This window comes from Alkaliphilus sp. B6464 (assembly GCF_018141165.1).
Lineage (GTDB): Bacteria > Bacillota > Clostridia > Peptostreptococcales > Natronincolaceae > Alkaliphilus_B.
This window is the reverse complement of the sequence record NZ_CP058557.1, coordinates 2,532,583-2,552,549: the sequence shown is the minus strand read 5'-3', so window position 1 is coordinate 2,552,549 and position 19,967 is coordinate 2,532,583. Positions and strand designations below refer to the sequence as shown.

At 30.1% G+C, this 19,967-nt stretch carries 25 protein-coding genes, 1 pseudogene and 1 riboswitch; of the genes and pseudogenes, 6 read left to right on the top strand and 20 right to left on the bottom strand.

The window, feature by feature from the left end:
* Nucleotides 1-30: 30 nt before the first annotated feature.
* The 5 genes from HYG84_RS12795 to HYG84_RS12775 form a co-directional block, all read right to left on the bottom strand.
* The gene (locus HYG84_RS12795) at nt 31-942 is read right to left on the bottom strand and encodes a reverse transcriptase domain-containing protein (RefSeq protein WP_212377820.1); all 912 of its coding nucleotides are present in this window, start codon (nt 940-942) and stop codon (nt 31-33) included.
* Between the two features lie 587 nt (nt 943-1,529).
* The gene (locus HYG84_RS12790; RefSeq protein ID WP_212377818.1) at nt 1,530-1,964 is read right to left on the bottom strand and encodes a DNA polymerase beta superfamily protein; all 435 of its coding nucleotides are present in this window, start codon (nt 1,962-1,964) and stop codon (nt 1,530-1,532) included.
* A 34-nt stretch (nt 1,965-1,998) separates the two neighbouring features.
* Complete coding sequence (locus HYG84_RS12785) at nt 1,999-2,913, bottom strand: S8 family serine peptidase (protein WP_212377816.1); 915 nt, start codon at nt 2,911-2,913, stop codon at nt 1,999-2,001.
* A gap of 229 nt (nt 2,914-3,142) precedes the next feature.
* Entirely contained in the window at nt 3,143-3,448 is a 306-nt protein-coding gene (locus tag HYG84_RS12780; RefSeq protein WP_212377813.1) for a hypothetical protein, read from the bottom strand.
* A gap of 302 nt (nt 3,449-3,750) precedes the next feature.
* The gene (locus tag HYG84_RS12775) at nt 3,751-4,128 is read right to left on the bottom strand and encodes a PH domain-containing protein (RefSeq protein WP_212377811.1); all 378 of its coding nucleotides are present in this window, start codon (nt 4,126-4,128) and stop codon (nt 3,751-3,753) included.
* Nucleotides 4,129-4,801: 673 nt separating this feature from the next.
* Between HYG84_RS12775 and HYG84_RS12765 the strand changes: the two genes are divergently transcribed.
* The 5 genes and pseudogenes from HYG84_RS12765 (at nt 4,802) to HYG84_RS12750 (ending at nt 6,571) form a co-directional block, all read left to right on the top strand.
* The gene (locus HYG84_RS12765; RefSeq protein ID WP_212377807.1) at nt 4,802-5,074 is read left to right on the top strand and encodes a transposase; all 273 of its coding nucleotides are present in this window, start codon (nt 4,802-4,804) and stop codon (nt 5,072-5,074) included.
* A gap of 82 nt (nt 5,075-5,156) precedes the next feature.
* The gene (locus tag HYG84_RS20395; protein ID WP_249168621.1) at nt 5,157-5,309 is read left to right on the top strand and encodes a hypothetical protein; all 153 of its coding nucleotides are present in this window, start codon (nt 5,157-5,159) and stop codon (nt 5,307-5,309) included.
* Entirely contained in the window at nt 5,299-5,748 is a 450-nt protein-coding gene (locus tag HYG84_RS12760; protein ID WP_249168620.1) for an integrase core domain-containing protein, read from the top strand. Before HYG84_RS20395 ends, HYG84_RS12760 begins: the two co-directional genes overlap by 11 nt.
* Nucleotides 5,749-5,846: 98 nt before the next feature.
* Nucleotides 5,847-6,170: pseudogene (locus HYG84_RS20690) on the top strand (DUF421 domain-containing protein).
* A gap of 155 nt (nt 6,171-6,325) precedes the next feature.
* On the top strand, nt 6,326-6,571 hold the full coding sequence (locus tag HYG84_RS12750) for a DUF5320 domain-containing protein (protein WP_212377805.1): 246 nt from the start codon (nt 6,326-6,328) through the stop codon (nt 6,569-6,571).
* Between the two features lie 540 nt (nt 6,572-7,111).
* Here HYG84_RS12750 and HYG84_RS12745 read toward each other — a convergent pair.
* A complete protein-coding gene (locus tag HYG84_RS12745) occupies nt 7,112-7,531 on the bottom strand; it encodes a GyrI-like domain-containing protein (protein WP_330655461.1) in 420 nt (139 codons plus the stop codon).
* A gap of 33 nt (nt 7,532-7,564) precedes the next feature.
* On the bottom strand, nt 7,565-7,777 hold the full coding sequence (locus HYG84_RS12740) for a hypothetical protein (RefSeq protein WP_212377803.1): 213 nt from the start codon (nt 7,775-7,777) through the stop codon (nt 7,565-7,567).
* 479 nt (nt 7,778-8,256) lie between these two features.
* Between HYG84_RS12740 and HYG84_RS12735 the strand changes: the two genes are divergently transcribed.
* Nucleotides 8,257-8,421: an alpha/beta-type small acid-soluble spore protein gene (locus HYG84_RS12735; RefSeq protein ID WP_249168617.1), complete on the top strand. Its 165-nt coding sequence runs from the start codon at nt 8,257-8,259 to the stop codon at nt 8,419-8,421.
* Nucleotides 8,422-8,665: 244 nt separating this feature from the next.
* Here HYG84_RS12735 and HYG84_RS12730 read toward each other — a convergent pair whose 3' ends face one another.
* The 13 genes from HYG84_RS12730 to HYG84_RS20370 all read right to left on the bottom strand — a co-directional run bounded on the left by HYG84_RS12730 (nt 8,666) and on the right by HYG84_RS20370 (nt 19,866).
* A complete protein-coding gene (locus HYG84_RS12730; protein WP_212377798.1) occupies nt 8,666-8,872 on the bottom strand; it encodes a hypothetical protein in 207 nt (68 codons plus the stop codon).
* Between the two features lie 371 nt (nt 8,873-9,243).
* The gene (locus HYG84_RS12725; RefSeq protein ID WP_212377796.1) at nt 9,244-9,885 is read right to left on the bottom strand and encodes a DUF4309 domain-containing protein; all 642 of its coding nucleotides are present in this window, start codon (nt 9,883-9,885) and stop codon (nt 9,244-9,246) included.
* A gap of 298 nt (nt 9,886-10,183) precedes the next feature.
* Nucleotides 10,184-10,834: a hypothetical protein gene (locus tag HYG84_RS12720; RefSeq protein ID WP_212377794.1), complete on the bottom strand. Its 651-nt coding sequence runs from the start codon at nt 10,832-10,834 to the stop codon at nt 10,184-10,186.
* Nucleotides 10,835-10,923: 89 nt separating this feature from the next.
* Complete coding sequence (locus HYG84_RS20380) at nt 10,924-12,735, bottom strand: Wadjet anti-phage system protein JetA family protein (protein ID WP_249168616.1); 1,812 nt, start codon at nt 12,733-12,735, stop codon at nt 10,924-10,926.
* 226 nt (nt 12,736-12,961) lie between these two features.
* A complete protein-coding gene (locus tag HYG84_RS12710; protein WP_212377792.1) occupies nt 12,962-13,396 on the bottom strand; it encodes a DUF2383 domain-containing protein in 435 nt (144 codons plus the stop codon).
* 116 nt (nt 13,397-13,512) lie between these two features.
* The gene (locus HYG84_RS12705) at nt 13,513-14,202 is read right to left on the bottom strand and encodes a radical SAM protein (protein ID WP_212377790.1); all 690 of its coding nucleotides are present in this window, start codon (nt 14,200-14,202) and stop codon (nt 13,513-13,515) included.
* Nucleotides 14,189-14,764, bottom strand: a complete 576-nt coding sequence (locus HYG84_RS12700) for an ECF transporter S component (RefSeq protein ID WP_212377788.1) — start codon at nt 14,762-14,764, stop codon at nt 14,189-14,191. The genes HYG84_RS12705 and HYG84_RS12700 overlap by 14 nt, the downstream gene beginning before the upstream one ends.
* An 11-nt stretch (nt 14,765-14,775) precedes the next feature.
* Nucleotides 14,776-15,753 carry a nucleoside hydrolase gene (locus HYG84_RS12695; RefSeq protein ID WP_212377786.1) on the bottom strand — a complete coding sequence of 326 codons (978 nt, stop codon included), beginning with the start codon at nt 15,751-15,753 and terminating at the stop codon, nt 14,776-14,778.
* Between the two features lie 157 nt (nt 15,754-15,910).
* A riboswitch (PreQ1 riboswitch) is annotated at nt 15,911-15,955 on the bottom strand.
* 108 nt (nt 15,956-16,063) lie between these two features.
* Nucleotides 16,064-16,717: a M48 family metallopeptidase gene (locus HYG84_RS12690; protein WP_212377784.1), complete on the bottom strand. Its 654-nt coding sequence runs from the start codon at nt 16,715-16,717 to the stop codon at nt 16,064-16,066.
* A gap of 182 nt (nt 16,718-16,899) precedes the next feature.
* Entirely contained in the window at nt 16,900-18,813 is a 1,914-nt protein-coding gene (gene abc-f, locus HYG84_RS12685; RefSeq protein ID WP_212377782.1) for a ribosomal protection-like ABC-F family protein, read from the bottom strand.
* 233 nt (nt 18,814-19,046) lie between these two features.
* Nucleotides 19,047-19,172 (bottom strand): hypothetical protein, encoded by a 126-nt coding sequence (locus HYG84_RS20530; protein WP_256442534.1) that lies wholly within the window; start codon nt 19,170-19,172, stop codon nt 19,047-19,049.
* Between the two features lie 74 nt (nt 19,173-19,246).
* Nucleotides 19,247-19,513: a hypothetical protein gene (locus HYG84_RS20375; protein WP_249168615.1), complete on the bottom strand. Its 267-nt coding sequence runs from the start codon at nt 19,511-19,513 to the stop codon at nt 19,247-19,249.
* An 83-nt stretch (nt 19,514-19,596) separates the two neighbouring features.
* Nucleotides 19,597-19,866 (bottom strand): molybdopterin-binding protein, encoded by a 270-nt coding sequence (locus HYG84_RS20370; protein WP_249168614.1) that lies wholly within the window; start codon nt 19,864-19,866, stop codon nt 19,597-19,599.
* Nucleotides 19,867-19,967: the final 101 nt, after the last annotated feature.

Genomic DNA, 19,967 nt, shown 5'->3' with positions numbered 1-19,967 from the left:
CATCTGCACAGCATAGCTGTCTTCAAGTAGCTACGCTACTTGGACACGCCTTCGTGGCGCACAGTCATCTGCATATCTTACTACACTAATACTACCTCTGTTTTCTATTTCTTTAATACCTTTTCTTTTATATTCATAGTATTTTACTCCTACTGCTTTTTCTAAGCCATGTAAAGCTATATTTGCAAGTAAGGGAGATATTATACCACCTTGAGGTGTTCCTTGTTCCGTAGTATTGAATACTTTATTATCTATATAACCTGCTTTTAACCATTTAATAACTAAGTCTTTTGCAGGGAAGTTACCTAATTGTTCAATGATATAATCGTGATTTAAGTTGTCAAAGCAACCTTTGAAATCTCCTTCAAATATCCATTGCTTCTTTTTAGGTGCTAATTTATTAAAGATTGCTTCAATGGCATCATGTGTACTTCTTTTTGGTCTGAACCCATATGATGTTGGTTCAAATCTACATTCCCATTGTGGCTCTAATGCCATTTTGATAATGTTTTGGTACACTCTATCTTTAATTACTGGAATACCTAATGGTCTTAATTTACCATTTTTCTTTTCAATATAGATACGTTTAGCAGGTTTTGGATTGTGTAAATTTATGTCTTGAACTACCATTTTATTATATAGATTAGTTCTATCTTTTGGTGTTAAAGCTTTGTATCCATCTACTCCTGCTGTTCTTTTGCCTTTATTAATTTGAGTTACCTGTTTTATAGATAGTAATAGAGCAGATTTACTTCTCATAAGAAGTCTTTGTAGCTCCCTTACTTTTCTATGATTTCTTTGACTTTCAGCATTAAATATCCGTTGTTGAAGCTTCTCCACATATCTTTCTATCTTAGTCCATTCGACTTGCGATATATCCGATATTAGAGAAGTCGTGGACTTTCTGCTGATTTTATTTAAGTTTTTCACCGAAGTATTCATCACTTACTCCTCCTTTATAGATTATCTTCTTTCCGTTTTATTAATGGTGTGAACCATTCTAAAGTCAGCACTCTTTCGAGTTGTATCAAATGATACTATCCAGTAGGTTATTTCCATTCCCTTTGTCTTTCGACATACTGGCGTTAGCTTTTTTAGAAATCCTTTATCCTCTAAGGGATTGTATCTTCCTTACGGTTGACCTACATAATTTCTTATGACCTTATAGGACTTACCTTGTTTAACTACTGTCAGATACGAATAGGTTAGGTTTATCCAATACACCAGAGAGCTTGTTGATTTCTCAACATTGGTTATCACACAAGAACCAGCCCATGTTCTTTTTCTTAACTCTCATTAGAGGTATCAATTCCATTTCCTCTATCTACGCTTATGATGCTTATAGATATTCACTTATCGTTAACCATATTATTCTTTCCCTTGCCCATGTTTCATTGGAATTACTACACAATTAGGCGTTTCTCTCATGCAACCCAACATACCAATTACTCGGTAAGCAGTTTCGAGTGGGAATATCATGATAACTATGATACCTTCCTTATTTGGAAGGACTGACGAATTGGAAGTAGTTACTTACAAGTCGCACGAGCAGTTGCATATCCACCAAAGCTGTGTATTGCTCTTTTCGATAAAAATAAATCTATATTCTCCCTTATAAGCCTTCCTTCTTCTGACAATATAAATACATGTTCATCTTTTGTACCTAGCATTTCAACAGTATTGGGGTTACAATTTAATAATAATCCAATTACTTTTTTAAGTCCATAAATTGTAGTATCAGTAGAAACATCCTCAAATTGTTCAAAATTGGATAATCCTAAAACTTCTTTTTCCCCTTCAATTGCAATTCCTCTAATATCTAAATCACTTGTTTCTATGTTAGTACCATATGCATATGAACCTCCCGTTGTTAGTAATATAATCCTATCTCCAAGATGTTCATTATTCCTTAAGAAATCATATTCTTTTGATTCTAGTTTGTTTTTTATATTCTCTATATTCATTTGTTTTCCCCCTTTTTCTTACAGCCAGAACAAACTACTCTTTTCTCTTTATAATCTTTCTAAGTTCGGCTACGATATACTCTGCACGTGTTAAGGGCTTGTCTGGTTTAAATGTACCGTCTGGATAACCTTTTAGGATTCCCTTTTCAGTACCTTCTTTTATTTCCTTTTCTGCCCAATGTCCTTTGATATCTTTGAATTTTATTTCTTCTGACATATTATCATCTTCATTCTTTGGATTATCTATTTCTATCTCAAAGCTATCTGGAAAACTAAAAACACCAGCGAATTCGTCATATGACTTAGAATTCTGCTTTAAGAACTTCCTAATATCCTCACAATTCCAGCTAGGATACTCACTTAGTATTAGTGAGATACATCCTGCAATTACAGGTGCACAACTTGATGTACCATTATAATAGTGGAAAAATCCTTCATCTTTATTTCTAACATAGATATTTCCTTCGGTATATACATCTAACTCTTGTGATACGGAAGATTCTACATTTGTTCCTGCAACTGCAATTGTATGCTCTGAGTTAGCTGGAAATTGTACATCTCTATTCGATTCGTTTCCACTTGCAGCTACAAAAATACCTCCCCAATCATAGAATTTTTTTAAGGCTTCTCGTCTACTAGAATTATTCATGCATGTAAATGAAGCATTAATTATTTTTATATCATTTTTTATGCAGTAGTCTACAACTTGGGGGAAATCTATTTTTGATGCGTATATCTCTGCTTCAGGATTAATAAGCTTAATCACCTGTGCTGTCCATGAAGCATGCATAGCATAGCTACCTACTTTAACTACTTCCTTAATACCTAGGAAACCTAAATCATATGGTATATCTTTTTCCATAACCATGACCTTTGTTTTGCCTGTAAAACTAGGTAAATTAAATTTATCTAACCGTTCCTTGTTTTGCTTCTGTAAATATTTAATCACTTATAAAATCCCACCTTTCGTATATTATTACTTTACACTGAAATCTCACCTGTTGCTAGATATATCTCTACTGCTGTTCTATAGCTTTCTTCTACTACTGGCTTTTCACTTTTTATTCTCCTTTCTTATTTCTTACTTGCCCCTTATGCTGGCCGGCTACAACTGAGGAATTCTTTCTTCATTCCCTAACAATACTAAAAATGGCGAAATAAAAGCACCTATTTAGATGCTAATTATCAAATTTTCTTTTTAAAGCTTTAATATCTTTATCTATTTCCTTTTTAAGCTTTTCTATCTGTTTAATTAGTTTCTGCGCTTGTTTAATATCCCTGCTTCTTATATTGTTATATTTATCTTGTAGTATCCTCATTTTCTCTTGTTTTCTCTTAATTAGTATACTGCTATAATAGCTTGTGTATTGTGTGTCACAGTGAGGACAAGTGAAATAAAATTTCTCGATATTGTTCTCTAATTTCTGTACTTGAATCTCTATTATGAATTCCTTTGTACATCTATCACAAAATGTTGTTTTCATAGTAGTCCCCCTTTTACTAATCTAATATTTATAATTTATTAATTAAAGTAGAAGCATACACACATAGTATAATATGCCTATCAGGATTCATTGACCTTACTTTATAATATCCTATAATGTCACTATACTTCTTTATCTATCATTGTGTTCATTATTGACTATATTTTTTTAACAATAAAAAATGTCCAGGGGTATATTTTACTCCAACCCCATGGCTTTTTAGTTGTCTAAAAATATATTTGGTTGCTATTTGTTTGTTTTATTGAATGAAAAAAGAGCCGATGGCTCTATAATTAATTTGACTATCTTAATATATAAGTAGCTAATACAGACTGCAGCTCATATATGTTAAGACTCTTATTAAATTGTTTCTCAATTGGTGCCGATGTTCCAGAAATCCATATCTTCAACTCAGCATCTAAATCAAAATGTCCTGCTGTTTCAATGCTAAAATGAGTTATACTCTTATATGGAATTGAATGATATTCGATTTTCTTACCTGTCACTCCTTGCTTATCCACCAATATCAATCTCTTATTAGTGAATATAAACATATCTCTTATTAACTTATACGACTTTTCTATAGTCTCATTTTCAGCTAAAATATTAGCATATTCCTTGTTTACATCTTTAATATTTACCTCAGATGCATTTCCCATTATTCCACCTAATAAGCCCATAATACCCCTCCACTAATAAAATTATATATTTTTTAATTCTTCATGAAATCTTAATATCCTCTATAAGATTGATAAAAATAATTCAATTACCGCAATAAATACGCAAATTTCGACAAATTTTTTATATCAAGTATACTATAATATTCTCTATGACTTTATTTAAAAGGAGTTGTTTTTGTGAAGAAAGAATTTTTAATATTATTAATTAACCAAATAGAAATTTTTAAGAAATGTATATTTCAATTAATAAGCCATTCAAATTTTAGTTTAAGTAGTCCTGAAGTCTTAAGCATCGGTACTATGCTAGATTCTTTAATTGAGATTTATTATTTACTTTAATATATCATTATATTCTAAATTTAATTCGTTTTTTAAACGTATACGTTTACTTTATCTTAACGAACTTATTCAGTACGTAATTATAATATTTATATTTTTTCTCTTCTACTGCTAATACTCCAAAATATATTAGTAACAATATTCATTTCTAATAATTAGTTATCATCGCCTCTCCATACCTTCCCCTAGTCCTAGATCTTTTGATATAGAATAAGTAACATAATTTCCCCTATATTCATTTAACCATTGGTGATAGAATAAAAAACGTAGAACATAAACGTGGTATGTCCTTGAATCTGATATAATAAATTTATCAGACAAGGAGAGATTATTTATGGGAACAAAAAAACAATACAGCGCAGAATTTAAACAAGATGCAGTTAATTATTATTATTCATCTGGTAAATCAATAAAAGAAGCAGCAGAGGATCTGAAAATCAGTACTACAGGTCTTAATAACTGGATTCAAAATGCCAAGAAAAATGATGGTGTAGTAAATCATAGAGGCTCTGGCAATTATTCATCAGATGCAGAAAAAGAAATTGCAAGGCTAAAAAAGGAACTAAGAGATAAAGAAGATGCACTTGAAATATTAAAAAGGCCATAGGCATACTGAACAAAGATTAACTGAAGCGATCTACACAGAAGTAGAAAAGTCATCTAAGAAGCGCCGAATTTCAGTTAGCAGTGTGCTTAAACTACTAGTCGTTTCATCCTCCGGATACTATGATTATTTGAAACGAAAAGATTCAAATCAAAAAATTAGAAAAAAACAAGTTAAACAAGAAATTGTAGAGATTTACAATGAATTCAAACAGATATTACCTATGTATGGACAGTAAGCGGATTCGTTTACTTAACAACAGTAATGGATCTATTCTCACGAAAAGTCATAGGTTGGCACTTTCAGATACTCTTGGGGCGGAAGGAGTACTAAGAGCCATCAACAAGGCAAAAACATCTAGAAAAACAGATGCTCCGATAATTATTCACAGCGACAGAGGTGTGCAATATGTATCAAAAGCGTACATTGAGGCAACACCAGCAGGCAAATTTATTAGAAACTATTCACAAAAGGGAACCCCTTGGGACAATGCTGTCATTGAGTCTTTTCATGCTCTAATAAAGAGAGAGTGGCTCAACAGGTTCGTCATAAGGCATATTAGTCATGCTCATGAACTTATTTTTGAATATATCGAAGCATTTTACAATACTCAGAGAATTCACAGTCATTGTGAAATGTCTTCACCATATGATTTTGAGGATAGATCTATTGGTTAGCCGATTCAAGAATATATCAAGTTTTTATTGTCCGTTTTGTTGACAGAAGACCACATCTCTCTTTCACTTGATTTTATTTTGAAGTGGATGATTTATCAATGATGCTTAGAGAACACAGCATATTTTCAATTACAGAAGTTGAATATGCAATATTAGAACCAGATGGTAAGTTAAGTGTAATGAAAAAACCTCAACAACAACAAATAACTTAGGAAGATATGAATATTCCTGTTAACACTTTAAATTACATTCCATTTGAGATAATTGTTGATGGAAAAATAATAAAACATAATTTAAAAGAATTAAATTTAAATGAAGAATGGCCTACAACTAAACTTAAACAAAATAATATTGCTAATATAGAAGATGTTTTTTACGCCGAAGTTCAAAGTGATGGTACTTTATTTATAGATAGAAATTAATTTCTTCTTTATAATATTCTTGTGATACGTATTACCACTCAATTTTTGCACGCGTCTATTGCAATGTCGAAATACACTAATATTGTGCATACATCCAACAATTGCGTTGTGCCATTTCCTCTTAAAATGCATATAATACTTATGAGGTGGTATACATGTCAGATTTTTCAAATATAAATCCAGATACATTAGTACTTATAGTTTCTTTCCTTTCTGTTTTATTGTCACAAAATTTGAGCACTGATGAACTTAATGTACTAGGAAATGTTTTTACACAAATTGGAGCTAGTTTACTTACTAAGGCTGCCCAGCAAACGAGTTTAGAATCTAAAGAAGAACTTAAAAATCAGATAGCAGATATGGAGCAACAGCTTAAAAAGCTTAAAAGACAATTATGCTAAATAAAAGATCATCATCCATATCAGTAGTAGACAATATCCTTGTAGCGCAACTTATTACAATTCTTTCATACCAAAAACAATTCCCCTGCAATATTTGTCCTCATCTTCCAACATATCGAATATTGCATGGGAATGTTTATATTACATGTTTTTTATATATTCGTCTATGTCCCCTTTTTTATTTTACATAATTTTTGTATTGCGACGCAAAAATACCGTAAAATTCATTTCTGAATAATACGGTATTAGAATAAAATATTCGCATTTTATAGTTTATAGTAGAAGAGTATAAATAGTTTGAAATCTTATTCTTACTACTAATATTCTTTATGATCTGTAATAAATAAAACTATACATTACACTCATTTTCTGTATATTGATTCATATGGAAACTTCATAGCTAAAATACATAGTTTCGGAAGCTGATTGTTATTTTTTGATAAATATATTATCCTCCCAGCATGCTTTATTCCATAAACACAGATTGTTGCTTGAGTAATAAAACTATACCTTAATCCTTTTACCTATAATTTTTATATTTTAACTGTTACTGGATTTAACTATGGCAATCCATACTTCCTGCCTGTTATTTTGCATATAACTTTCAATAACAGGCAGATTATCCAGCTCATAACCAGAATTAGGCAGCCATTCTGCATAAAACTTTTTATAAACCTGCTGAACAGCATCTGGTAATTCTCCATTTGCTTCAAATATTACCCATGTAGCCTGTGGAAACTCAAACATGTCCATACCATCAAATGGTTCAACTCTTTTACATTCAGGAACATCAACATATGTTGTCACGGCAAGGTAATAATCCATTTCCTCCGAATTTCCCCATCTACCCCCAGCACTTATTCCAAGAAATCCAGCTGGGCGATAGTCCGCTTTCATAAAAAGTTCTGTCATACAATCCATTGTGCCATTTTTCCATGCAGTATCCCAAATCTGCGGCACAATATTGAAGGCATCATTTGTGCAAATTCACTCCTACGATGATTTCATATGGTAAATACTCCTAACTTCAAGTCCTTCAATATATTTGAAACTTACAAATACCCGACCTCTTACACTTGTGTAATATCTTTCTACTTCACCAGTGCTTTTTATTCTAAATAAGCATCTACTGCAGTAAGTTCCATCTCCAATTACTATCAGTGTTGTATGCTTAACTTTTCTTTTGCATTTTCTGCATCTAAGCATCCGACCCACCTACTTAACAGCTTGAAGACGAAACATATCGCTGATCTTTATATTGTTTATTTACCATCTGCACTTCTTTTTTTAAATAGTACTCACTTACTTGCCATATCTAAGTTTTTCAATTGCCTCCTCCTTGCACATTCCAAATTGTTATTTATATAAATCTATACCATGTTAAGTTATTTCTATATTTTTTTATTTTCGACCAATATGGCATTTCTTTTGTCTCTAGTCTAAATAATTTACATCATCATAATATCATAGTAATTTTTCTCTTATCTATCCCTACTACTGAATTATTTATAAAATATTTTCTTTCTCTTTTATATGATTTCGATCTTTATAATTTCTTAATAACAGTATCTAACCGTAATTTATACTTAGCATATTTATTTTATCTTTTACACATCCTATTTACTACAGAGCTTGTACTAAATTATTAAAAGGAGTGGAGAACATTGGCTAATAATAAACTCGTTATGCCTGAAGCACGCCAAGCTTTAGAACAATTTAAAATTGAAGTTGCTCAAGAATTTGGTGTAGATGATCCCCGATCTCTAGCTTCAAATCATACTGGATATATCGTAAGAAAACTAGTTGAAATGGGTGAGCAGCAACTAATAGATAACAATAAAAACAATTAATAGAGTTAAAGGAGTTATATAAAGCTCCTTTTTTTCATCTATGCCTCTTCATTTGCTCTAATTTCAATTTTTATTCCAACTGGTCATTTCTTTTATAATACGGCTTGTTGATTTTCTTCCCATTTTACCCCATTCTACGTTCTACAACACCCATGTATTTTTCTTAGGTTGTCCTATAATTTTCTGCAGGTTATTAATAAAAATAACCTGCTTAGTAATTTCATCTAATTTTTCTTGCATTATATTATACATATTCACACTTTATAGATTTTTTTGTATTGCTATGATCTTCACATCCACATTGTTTGCATAAGTGTCTTTCATTAGCGCACTCTTCACAATACTGCCAGCATGGAGAATGTGGTGTTAGAATTGTTTTACCACATATTTTGCATTTTCCTTCACGCAGTGCATGCGAACAAATCATATTCTCGCAATTTCTACATGTCATGTTGCTTCCCCCCCAACATACTATTCTTAATAATAATGTATGATTTTTGCTTGTATAAGTTCGCTTTATTCTTGTAATGTATAGCTATCAAAACATTGATATTTGATTAAATAATTTGAAATTAATTCAAACCATTTTGTACATTGAAACCTCATGTTATAGCTCATGTATTCGGTTCCCCAAAGTTGTCTAATGTCTTAATCTTGGAGTTACTAATATCTAGGGAGTGTTTGGGTTAAATAAAATAACTAGCTAATGCATTAGAATATATCTTTAATACATCAGCTAGTTATTATTACAATATGTAAGCTTATTCAAAGAATATTAAAACTATGAAAAAGTTTAGTGCTCTACGTTATAATATATACTGTCTATTTCTTTAATGATAATTCAAACCACTTGGTCGGAATATCTTGACCTTCATGAATAAATGCTAGCTTATATTTTCCTAAATCATAAACAGTCGCACAATTACCTTCATAAAGTTCATTTTCTTCATTATCTTTTAATGATAAAGTTCTATCTGGCATGCCTAGGACTTCCTCAATTTCTTTTACAGTCATACCTAGATTTATACCAAACACTTCAGTAGTTCCATCAGAAAATAATATACTTACTACTTCTCCACTTTCATCAAAGCCATTAGTAAGGAATGTAATCTCTCCATACTGAAAATATAATCCTCCTAAAATATAGTCTTCTTGATCTGGTTCTCCCAATTTCTTTATTATATCAGTACCTACATCTCCTATACCAAATTCAACACCATCTATTTTCCCCTCATATGCTGATTTTAACAACTGGCTTTTTTTATCATCTTGATTAGATACATCATTACTATCATCTTTATGGGTATCCTTTAATGAATCCTTGTCTATATTTTGCTCATTTTTATTGGTTTTCTCTACATTCGTATCGTTGCCCTGCATTTCATTAGATGTTTTAGCATTTTTACATGCTGAAAAACTCACCAAAACGCTAATCATTATTAATGCTATAAATATTTTCTTCATATTACGTCAGCTCCTTTATAAATTTTATTGATTAGTAATAGGCACTATACTTTATCATCTACCTTTTCAAATCCTATTTTATCAGCTTTACCATGATTTTGGTAGAATTCGACATAATATAATAAAATAATTATTTACATATTAATATTTTATTCGATAAGATTTATCAATATCATATAGCACTTCCATGCTAATCAGTCAATTATTAGGTACAGTAGGCTATTACTAAGCCCTACAAATTCTTTCAGTCCTTTTAGTTCAATATCTAAATCGTAAAGCTTTTTTATTTTGTTAAGTTCTAACTGCATTCCTTATTAAACTTGTCTTCCTCATTACATAACTCTCGTTTTATGAGCTCAAGGTCTTTGATAGTTTGCTGTAAACTATTCATTAACTGATATGTATCGTTAGTTAATATACTATTTCGAATCTCACTTTCTTTTTTCTTTAGCTGATCTACCTGATCTAAATATTGAATTTCTGTCTTCTTTTCCCTCTGTAGTTCTTCCTCATGCTTATTTAGTAAAATGTTTTTTGATTTTAACCTTTCATGATTCATATCCCTTTGAGACAATAAAATAATATAATCATGGATTTTAATATTCTCATCAACACGCAATACTTCTTCGTATTGTTTTTGAATCTCCTCTAAACATCCTAGTTTTTTCTTAATTGACTCAAGAATTTTTTCAAAGTCCATGTATGTACGGACATTTTCCTTTAAATAATCAATATTAACTTCCTTTTCATCTAAAATATATGAATAAACAAAGTCCTTAACATTTTCAATAGGCTTAAAAGCTAAAGCTTTCGTTAACAAGTCAAAAAATCTATATCCAATAGAGCCTAGATGATGATTAATAGCTTCCCTAGTAGCAGTTTGAGTCAGTAGTATTTTATATTTCGTGGACTTAATAGATACCTTAAACTGATTTATATTTTTTGGCACATTGCCATTTAAAAATAGCTTATCTTCTATCCCCTGTTATCAGACAGTCATCATGAATATCAACAGTTACGTTAGTAAGATAGTGCCAATTAATCATTTTCATCTTCGTTAGCTTCTTCATCATCTACCACCTCCCCACTTCTATATGTATCTAACTTCTCATATACCTTTCGAATATCTTCTACTCTAACAGCTAATAAAATAGTAGGGTAAATAATCATTCTAGAATCTCCTAAATTAATATCTGAATCAATTAAATCGATTAAGTTGAATTTCTTAAATAAGCTTATGGCGCTTCTTAAAGTTATTTTATCTATTGGCTTATCCCTAAGCTTAAGAGCTAAAAATTTTCGATGTATATCATCCATATTTACAATTACATTTTCAGCTAAAGATAACTCCTGCATTTTTTCATAATATAAAAGTCTTAATATCAATAAAATAATGCTTTCATAAAGCTTAAAATGATGACGATTTTGATCATATTGGTTAACAAGATGAATAACCCCATATGCATCGTCTATTTCTAACTCCCAGCCTGATATTTTGAAATAATTTATAAATATATCCTTGTGATTTTCAACGAAATAATAATCCTTCTTATTATCTTCTTTCTTCTTAGTTAAAAAACCAGTATATAATAGTTTGTTTGTAATTCTTGCAAATTCATCTTTTTGCTTACTATTTAGATAATTATAACGCTCTATTATACTCATCTTATTTCCTCTACTTAGGATTTTCTTCTTTTCTTGAATTTCCTTAATGCGTCTTTCTCTTTCTTCTTCTGAAATTGTATCATCTTCATTAAGTTTTTGTGGTTCAAAGCTTTTCTTACCCTCAGTTGCTATATATAAGGATTTATGATCTATAAATCTCTGAGGATAAAATCCAAATATACTATTAATCTCCTCTAATGTATCTATTCTTAAGTCAACTTCATTTTCTTCAATTTTCTCTACTGTATATTTAAGTATTTCATTAATTTGGCCTTCAATATCATTTGAGCTATTAAGTAGATACTTCACTCTAGTTAAAGAAGCCCTAATGTATTGGGTATTCTTTCTATCAATTTCACTAATAATCTCATCCATGTTTTCAAATACATAGATTATTTCATTTAATTGACCCATAATTTTTTCCTTTGCAACATCTAAGTTATCTGCTCTTTCTATATCTACTTCCTGCTGACTGGCCCTTTGAAGGTAATCTTTATCTCTTTTAATCTCCTCAAGTCTTTCAAGAATCTTAGGTCTAAATTTACTAACATTATCTGAAGTCTTTAATCTATGATATCCTTTGTCAATTACATCCTGTGCATAGTCTTGAAAGTGATGCTTCATAATCTCTTCTGACGTTTTTTGTTCTGTTATTTTTCCGATATATTTTTTAATATTGGAGTTTAGAGTTTTAAGACCATTCATCAGCTTCATTGTATTTTCAAAGACTTGATATAGTATTACATTATACTGATTATTTTCACTTCCAAACAAAATAGAGTAAATTGTATAGACATATCCTTGGTACTCTAAGCTTTCGTTTTTAACTATCTTTTCCAAGGTCCCAAGAATGCTTATAGTATAGTCTGTAAGGTTAATAATTTCCCTATAACTAGTTGTGGTTTCAATGTCAATCCAACCACAATCCTTCAGTTTTCTAATAATAAAATTAGCCTCGTCACGAGATGATTTAATGCTAGCATCCTCATCTTCAAATAAATCTACTTCTCCTAGTTCCTCAAAGTAGTCTGTAAAAACATGTACTACAATTTCTCTATCTATACCAAAGGATGTATTTCCTCTATATTGGTTAAATAGTATAAACAAACAATCGCTATATACTTCTTTATCTTTAGATGCTAAAATACTAAGAAACTTATCTGGTATAATTTCAAATAGTTTCAATGGATGATCCTCCAATAGCATTTATCTCAATACATCTATCTTATAGTTTAAATATTCTCATTTTAATTTGTATTTCGTAAATATTCCATATAAATATGCAAAATCCCTTCTTATTTTACATATTTATATATTTTTATCATAAATTAGAAATAAATAAAAAAGACTATAAAAAAATTAAGAAATAAATATATTGCTAATATTAAAGCATATATATTTATTTCTTAATTTATTTAATCAAACCTTTTAGTGTTTCAATAGATCTCCTGTCATTTTGTAGTATTTTACCTGCAATGTTTCTTGATTTATCATCTAAATTACCTCTTAAAACCTTTTCAGCCATATTTACTCCTTGGGTTTCGCCTTCTATAGCTTTTTCAATAACGTCATTAGTATCATACTTCAAACCTAGGTCCATATTAACCTTAATTTCAGCCACTTTTCCCTTCATACCAAGATTTTCGTGTGGTTGTCCACCTATATCTTGAATATAAGATGCCAATGTATTAATATTTTCTCTATGTTGTTTCTGAACTTCCTTTAAAGAGTTCTTTGCATTCTCATCTTCTACCTTTGATATAAAATTATTAAAACTTTCAACCGCCATATACTCTCCTTGTAAAAGCCGATTAAGTGAATCTATTGTCTCTGAGTTATTATTCATATTATTACCTTCTTTCGTGATAAGTTTATAATTAAACATTATTATCTTACCACTTAGTTACAATTTAATTCACTGTGCAGACTTAAATATTTTCTTTAAAACATCACCTTAAACTTTTAATCCCCAACTCCAAAGTCTGTATTTACATATAAAACTTCAACTGAAGGGTCATCTTCTAAATACTTATATTTTTCCATAAACCAGTTAACTAATTTCTCATCTTTTTTTATATTCGTAGTGTTATTAGTATATATATTTATAGTTCCGCACTTAAAGTATTTTTTTAATATACTTATATCATTATCTATCATTTCTTTTGTTTGTCCTTTAATTCCAACCATTAAACAAGGAGAATCAAAGTATTTACTAACTTCCCCTGGCGTTTTAAAGTCTGCGTGTTTGTTTAATATTTCCTCACGGAAATCATTATCAAAGGTTTCAACTCCAATTTTAAAGGTAATAGGAACTCCCATAAAATCCTTCATTTCTTCTAGCTTATTACGATAAATCCAATGGCTTTCAAGCATTAGTCTTTTAATATTTTTTTTCTTAACAATATCTCGAATTAAGCTTAAGGTTTCCTTAGGAAGTTCAAAGCAGCTTCCAGAGTTAATTACTTCTAAAACTTTAAATTCTCCACTTACCTTTGACAAAACTTCTTTGTTAAGCTTTATCATTTCCTCTAAGTTCTTCGAGTTGTCCTCTATATAATCACAAAAGCTGCACTTTCCCCAAGCACAAGGAAATGCTTTTAGTAAAACGATTTCTCTAGGCTTTTTCTTAGTAATTTTGTTATATCTCTCCATTTGCCTCTTTTCTCCTTACAAGATTTTTAATGCTACTTGGCAGACCTGCAAGTACTGCATATGTTAAAATTATGCCTATGAATCTATCTAAATAATCTGTTACTACTTGTACCATAAATATACTCAGTGCCATATTTAATCCTAGTTTATTTAAAACCTGAACAATTATAGATGATCCAGATGATGTAACTCCTCCAAATATAATTGCTGCAATAACTGAGCTTACAATAGTACCTGGAATTGTAACTAATAATGCTCCTATTGGCATTTTCCATTTCCTAATAAGGTTTGTTCTAAATAATAGTCCTGCCATAAGACCTGTTATTATTTGTACTGGTGAAAAATATAATGCGTATATATCGGTTGTTATACCGCTAATAAGTCCGCTTAAAAGTCCAGCTATCATTCCATAAATTGGGCCAAGTAGTGCACCTATCATAATCGTTCCAATTGTATCTAAATATATAGGCAGTTTTAAAGCTAAAGCAGTAGCCCCTCCTATAAAATTTGTAGCAATTCCTAGCGCAATTATACATAACTCTAAAGTTTTAATCTTTTTCATGATTTTTCCCCCTATTTCATTATTTGATCTAAAACCGGCTTAATTTCATCTTCATTAACGCAAAATATGCGGCTTAAAAACATATTCATAAACTTAATATGGTCAACTTCTGTTAATACATAGCTATTGCTTTCCCTCTTCCAAAAGTTCATAGAATCTACTACAGTCTGTCCAATACTAATGCCTTCTGTTTCAACTGTAGTAAAAGTACTAAAGCCACTACATAACTTTCGATTTATAAAGTATGCTACAGCTAAAGGATCATTTACAACGCAGCCAATGACTTTTTCATATTCCCAGTGAAAATCAAAGTAAAATCTAGTTATATCTTTTATAAATTTACCTTTCTTTTGGTCAAGGTTTTGAATATACTCTACTATATTTGGCGAAAGAACAATACTTCTTGTTACATCAAGTCCAACCATATGAATTGTTTTTCCTAGATTTTCATAAACAAATTTTGCTGCATGAGGATCGCACCAATAGTTATACTCTGCTACTGGTGAGCAGTTTCCATGACTTTTAAAACTTCCTCCCATAGTTACAAATTCATCTAGATTATTAAAAACATTCTTATCTTTTTCAATGGCTCTTGCTATATTTCCTAAAGGCCCTAGGGCAATGATTGAAACATCTTTATTTTTATTAAGTGTTTCTATAATAAAATCTACTGCACCATCCTTTGGTCTTATGTCCTTAACTAAAGGATAATTTGTTTCTCCAAGTCCATCCATACCATGAGTATCCTGTGCACTTATATACTCCCTAGAAAGAGGCTTATCCTGCCCTAGATATACAGGAATATCTAATCTATCCATAAACTTTAATACCTTTAATGCATTTTCTGCTCCTAACTTAGTTGGAACATTGCCATATACTATTGTTATTCCTAAAACTTCAAGCTCCCGTGAAGAAAGTGCAAGCATTATAGCTAATGAATCATCAATTCCAGGGTCACAGTCAATTATAACCTTTCTTTTTTCTTCCATTTTTAATCTCCTTTTCTTATAATAGCTTTAGTAGTTATTATCCCTACTTAATCTAAGAAAAGACATGCAGTTTTTCAAAAAACAAAAAAACGTCATATCCTAAAGGATACAACGCAAATAAGACACAAATATACTTTGTGCTTTACGGTCTGCAATTCATTCCTTAGTTTTTTATCCTGGGAGGATCTCGAACCAGTCCAAGGCTATTTACCTTGTTTTTTTAAATTTACATATCATAGTATAACAAAATTATGTTAACTATGCAATTGAAGATTTAATGCTTATTGTTTGCGTATCATCTGCTTAATCTTTAAAGTGTCATATCATATCCATATCTTTCTAAGTACTTTTGTCTTTCCTTATAATCTGGAAGTATACTTCCAACACGTCTCCAAAATGATCTATCATGATTCATATGTAGAATATGGCATAATTCATGCACTACTACATAATCTATAACTTCAACTGGAGCCATTGCTAATCTATAGTTAAAGGTTATTTTTTTGTTTGAATTGCAGCTTCCCCAATGATTTTTAGATTCTACTATTTCAATAACTTTTGGTTTTACTTTTAACTGCTCTTGATATATCTTTATTCTCTGGTCTATAATTTTTTTGCAGCTTAATATATAGAATTTCTTTAGTTTAGTTTTTAACTCATCTTCCGATAATTCACTAGTACCTATTAGTTCGTGAAGAAAGTATTCTTTTCCTAGATACATAAATTTTCCTTGACCACCATAGGACTTTACCATAGGCTTTTCTTTAAGTTTTATAATCTCATCTAATCTTTCTTTTATCTGTTTCCAATTATTTATAATAGCATTTTTTATTATTTCCTCACTTGTATTTTTAGGTGCCTTAACTGTTATAAGTCCTATTGAATCTATTTGAATTAATAATTTCTTACGTTTTCCATATTGAACATCACATTCTATCTCATTACCATCAATTTCAATTCTCATAACTACCATCCTATATTACAATTATATTTTTTATTTATTTTACCATTTATTTAGCTATACTTTGTTATAGCAGATTGAAAGGACCATTAATCTTTAAATTCATTTTTTATCATCATAATAAACCTTTCTGCTTCTTTAAAATAAATATCCTTTTGTATACCTCTAATTTTATTTTTTCTGGATTATCTTTGTATAGTGGATAAACAAATCCATTCATCTAGAAGCTGATTTAAATGATTTTCAAGGCTGCTTTTTTCATTATATAAATCGTTTAATTTATTAAAGTCCGCTCCATTTAAATTTATTTCTTCTTCCTTTTCAGAAATTAAATTTTCATATCTATTAATTTCTTCCTCTACTACTTTTAGCTTTTTTTCATTTGACTTTTCAGATGCATTTTTAGTACTTCCTTTATACCTATTATCTGGTTTCTTATCTTTCTCCTTAGTTTTGGACTTTAATAAATCATCTTGCTTTTTTATTAGTTTTTTCTCTTTATAATAATCATAGTCTCCTAAATATATTATTAAACTTTTATTGGAAAGTTCTAAAACTTTACTTGCTAGTCTATTAATAAAATATCTATCATGAGATATAAAAATCATTGTTCCTTGGAACTCCAACAGTGCTTCCTCAAGCATCTCACGTCCCATAATATCTAAATGATTAGTTGGCTCATCTAATATTAAGGTATTAATATCCTCGTGCATTAACTGACAAAGGCGGAGCCTACTTCTTTCACCACCGGATAGATTCTTAACCTTCTTAAAAACATCTTCACTGTAAAATAAAAACCTAGCTAATATTCCCCTAGCTTCTCCTTCTGTACATACATGTTTTTCTTTAAAGGCTTCTATAATAGTCTTTTCTTCATCATTAAAATATACTTCCTGCTGCAGATATCCTATTTTTACATTAGATCCAACTGTAATTTTTCCTTTATCTAAAGGACTTTCACCTAATATTGTTTTTATTAAGGTTGATTTGCCACTTCCGTTGGCTCCTATTAAAGCTACCTTTTCTTCATATTTAAGATGTAAGCTTAAATCTTCAAATAAAATTTTTTCATCTATTTTTTTATATAATCCTTCAATAGATATAACGTCTTGACCTGATCTTCCTTGGCTAGTAAGGTCTAATTTCATTTTATTATTATCAACTATAGGTCTATCTACTTTATCCATTTTTTCTATTCTTTTCTCCATACTAAATGCTTTTTTATAAAGCTTTGCATTATCCCCTCTATTCGCCCAATCCTTTAGCCTTTTTATGGATTCCTCCATTGATTTTATTTTCTTTTGTTGATTTTCATAATGCTTCAGTTCTTCTAAATATATTTCTTGTTTTTCTTCCATATAGGCTGAATAGTTTCCTAAATAGGTACTAGATTTTCCCCTTTCTATCTCTATTATCTTGTTAGATACTCTATCTAAAAAATATCTATCATGAGATATAATAATCACAGTGCCTTTATACTCCAATAAAAAGGATTCTAGCCATTCAGTGGAATCCATATCCAGATGGTTCGTAGGCTCATCTAAAAGCAAAATATCTGGTTCTTCAAGTAAAACCTTCCCTAAAAGTACGGAGGTTTTTTCCCCACCACTTAAATCCTTAAAGTACATATTTTTAAATTTTTCATCTATTCCTAGACCATCACATATCTTACTTAGTTTTTCATCGATATCATATCCACCTTGTCTTTCAAAGGAATCCTGAAGCTCTCCATACCTTTTCATTATGGCATTTAACTCTTCTCCTTTTACAGAAGACATTTTTTCTTCTAGCTTTCTTATTGAGGATTGAATATTTAATTCATTTTGAAATGCTATATTTAATACATCTATAACTTTATATTCACTAGGATAATTAGGAATCTGCTCTAAGCACCCTACCTTAGCATCCTTTCTAATAGAAAAGGTTCCACTATCACATTTTTCTATATCTGAGATGATTTTAAATACAGTAGTTTTTCCAGTTCCATTTCTACCAACTATTCCAGCTCGATCCCCCTTTAGAATCTGAAAAGTTATGTCATTTAACACTTGATTTGCTCCATAATATTTTTGAACACCATTCAAAGATACTTCAATCATTTTTTATTCTCCCTTCAAAAAATAAACCTAGGTAAGAAAGTTTTACCTAGGTTTTAAATGATTAAAGATGTAATATATATTTTTCAGATATGATATCAATACAACATTATAGTAAATTTATTATAGTGTTGTACTTAAATCAATCCATATCAATATAATTTAAAAACCTAGGTAAGTAAATTTTTACCTAGGCTCATTGTTTTATCAATGTTATTATATTAGCGGTAAAATAATTACTTTCCTTTAGTTAACTCAATATTAAATTTAGACGCACCTATCCCTTGGCCTAAATTGTTAAATCCCGCCATTGTTCTAGTATGGTCTAATTTATCTAAAATATTGTTAACTAAAGTTGTCATACCTATTTTCACCACCTTATATATGCTACTATATAATATATCATAAATATTTCAAATATTCAATACATAATTTCCTATTTAGATTCTACAAATTGAATCTTTAAACCATTATGATCTAATAATTGAACTTCTATATTCTGACCTGCTAAATAAGGACCTGTATTACTTGGTATATAAAAAAGTGAGTTAGTTCCAGATAAACTTGATAATACTCCAGAACTATGTTTATATGGTAAGTGAGTATAATACGAACCGTCTTTATAATAAGTATTTGCCCTAACAAATCTATTTTGTCCACTTATCTTTTTAAAGTCAGACTCTAGTATGGCTTTGACCTTCATTAAGTTAAACTTTTGTCTTCCCTCATTTTTAAAATTACTGGTCTTACAAATTGCTCAAAGGTAATGTAAGCTGCGGCAGGATTTCACGATAATCCAAATATTAATTTATTTTTAAATTTAGCAACTGCAATAGGTGTACCCGGCTTCATTCTAACTCTCCAGAATAACATTTCAGCACCAGCTTGTTGAAAAGCTTCTTTAACCAAATCACAATCACCAACTGATACTCCACCAGTGGTAATTACTAAATCTGCCCAACCTAATGCATCAATTGGATTTTCCTTTGATGTACCTTTAATGTCTTCCAACCGAACTGCAAATCCGTCTAGGGGTGACTTATCGAAAGGAGGCATATTGATATCTGATATAATATCTTCTGCTAAAATACTATCTAAGCTATCTATTAAAAATACTCTATAATATGAAAATAAGTTAATAGATTGGTTTCACCCAA

Coding starts and splice junctions, on each gene's coding strand:
- HYG84_RS12735 (WP_249168617.1), top strand. CDS start 8,257: ATGCCTGAAGCACGCCAAGCTTTAGAACAATTTAAAATTGAAGTTGCT.
- HYG84_RS12760 (WP_249168620.1), top strand. CDS start 5,299: ATGGACAGTAAGCGGATTCGTTTACTTAACAACAGTAATGGATCTATT.
- HYG84_RS12750 (WP_212377805.1), top strand. CDS start 6,326: ATGTCAGATTTTTCAAATATAAATCCAGATACATTAGTACTTATAGTT.
- HYG84_RS12695 (WP_212377786.1), bottom strand. CDS start 15,753: ATGGAAGAAAAAAGAAAGGTTATAATTGACTGTGACCCTGGAATTGAT.
- HYG84_RS12730 (WP_212377798.1), bottom strand. CDS start 8,872: ATGACATGTAGAAATTGCGAGAATATGATTTGTTCGCATGCACTGCGT.
- HYG84_RS20370 (WP_249168614.1), bottom strand. CDS start 19,866: ATGCCTCCTTTCGATAAGTCACCCCTAGACGGATTTGCAGTTCGGTTG.
- HYG84_RS12780 (WP_212377813.1), bottom strand. CDS start 3,448: ATGAAAACAACATTTTGTGATAGATGTACAAAGGAATTCATAATAGAG.
- HYG84_RS12700 (WP_212377788.1), bottom strand. CDS start 14,764: ATGAAAAAGATTAAAACTTTAGAGTTATGTATAATTGCGCTAGGAATT.
- HYG84_RS12710 (WP_212377792.1), bottom strand. CDS start 13,396: ATGAATAATAACTCAGAGACAATAGATTCACTTAATCGGCTTTTACAA.
- HYG84_RS12705 (WP_212377790.1), bottom strand. CDS start 14,202: ATGGAGAGATATAACAAAATTACTAAGAAAAAGCCTAGAGAAATCGTT.
- HYG84_RS12725 (WP_212377796.1), bottom strand. CDS start 9,885: ATGAAGAAAATATTTATAGCATTAATAATGATTAGCGTTTTGGTGAGT.
- HYG84_RS12690 (WP_212377784.1), bottom strand. CDS start 16,717: ATGAGAATTGAAATTGATGGTAATGAGATAGAATGTGATGTTCAATAT.
- HYG84_RS20530 (WP_256442534.1), bottom strand. CDS start 19,172: ATGACAACTTTAGTTAACAATATTTTAGATAAATTAGACCATACTAGA.
- HYG84_RS12740 (WP_212377803.1), bottom strand. CDS start 7,777: ATGCTTAGATGCAGAAAATGCAAAAGAAAAGTTAAGCATACAACACTG.
- HYG84_RS12775 (WP_212377811.1), bottom strand. CDS start 4,128: ATGGGCTTATTAGGTGGAATAATGGGAAATGCATCTGAGGTAAATATT.
- HYG84_RS12765 (WP_212377807.1), top strand. CDS start 4,802: ATGGGAACAAAAAAACAATACAGCGCAGAATTTAAACAAGATGCAGTT.
- HYG84_RS12790 (WP_212377818.1), bottom strand. CDS start 1,964: ATGAATATAGAGAATATAAAAAACAAACTAGAATCAAAAGAATATGAT.
- abc-f (WP_212377782.1), bottom strand. CDS start 18,813: ATGATTGAAGTATCTTTGAATGGTGTTCAAAAATATTATGGAGCAAAT.
- HYG84_RS20375 (WP_249168615.1), bottom strand. CDS start 19,513: ATGAAGGTCAAAGCCATACTAGAGTCTGACTTTAAAAAGATAAGTGGA.
- HYG84_RS12795 (WP_212377820.1), bottom strand. CDS start 942: ATGAATACTTCGGTGAAAAACTTAAATAAAATCAGCAGAAAGTCCACG.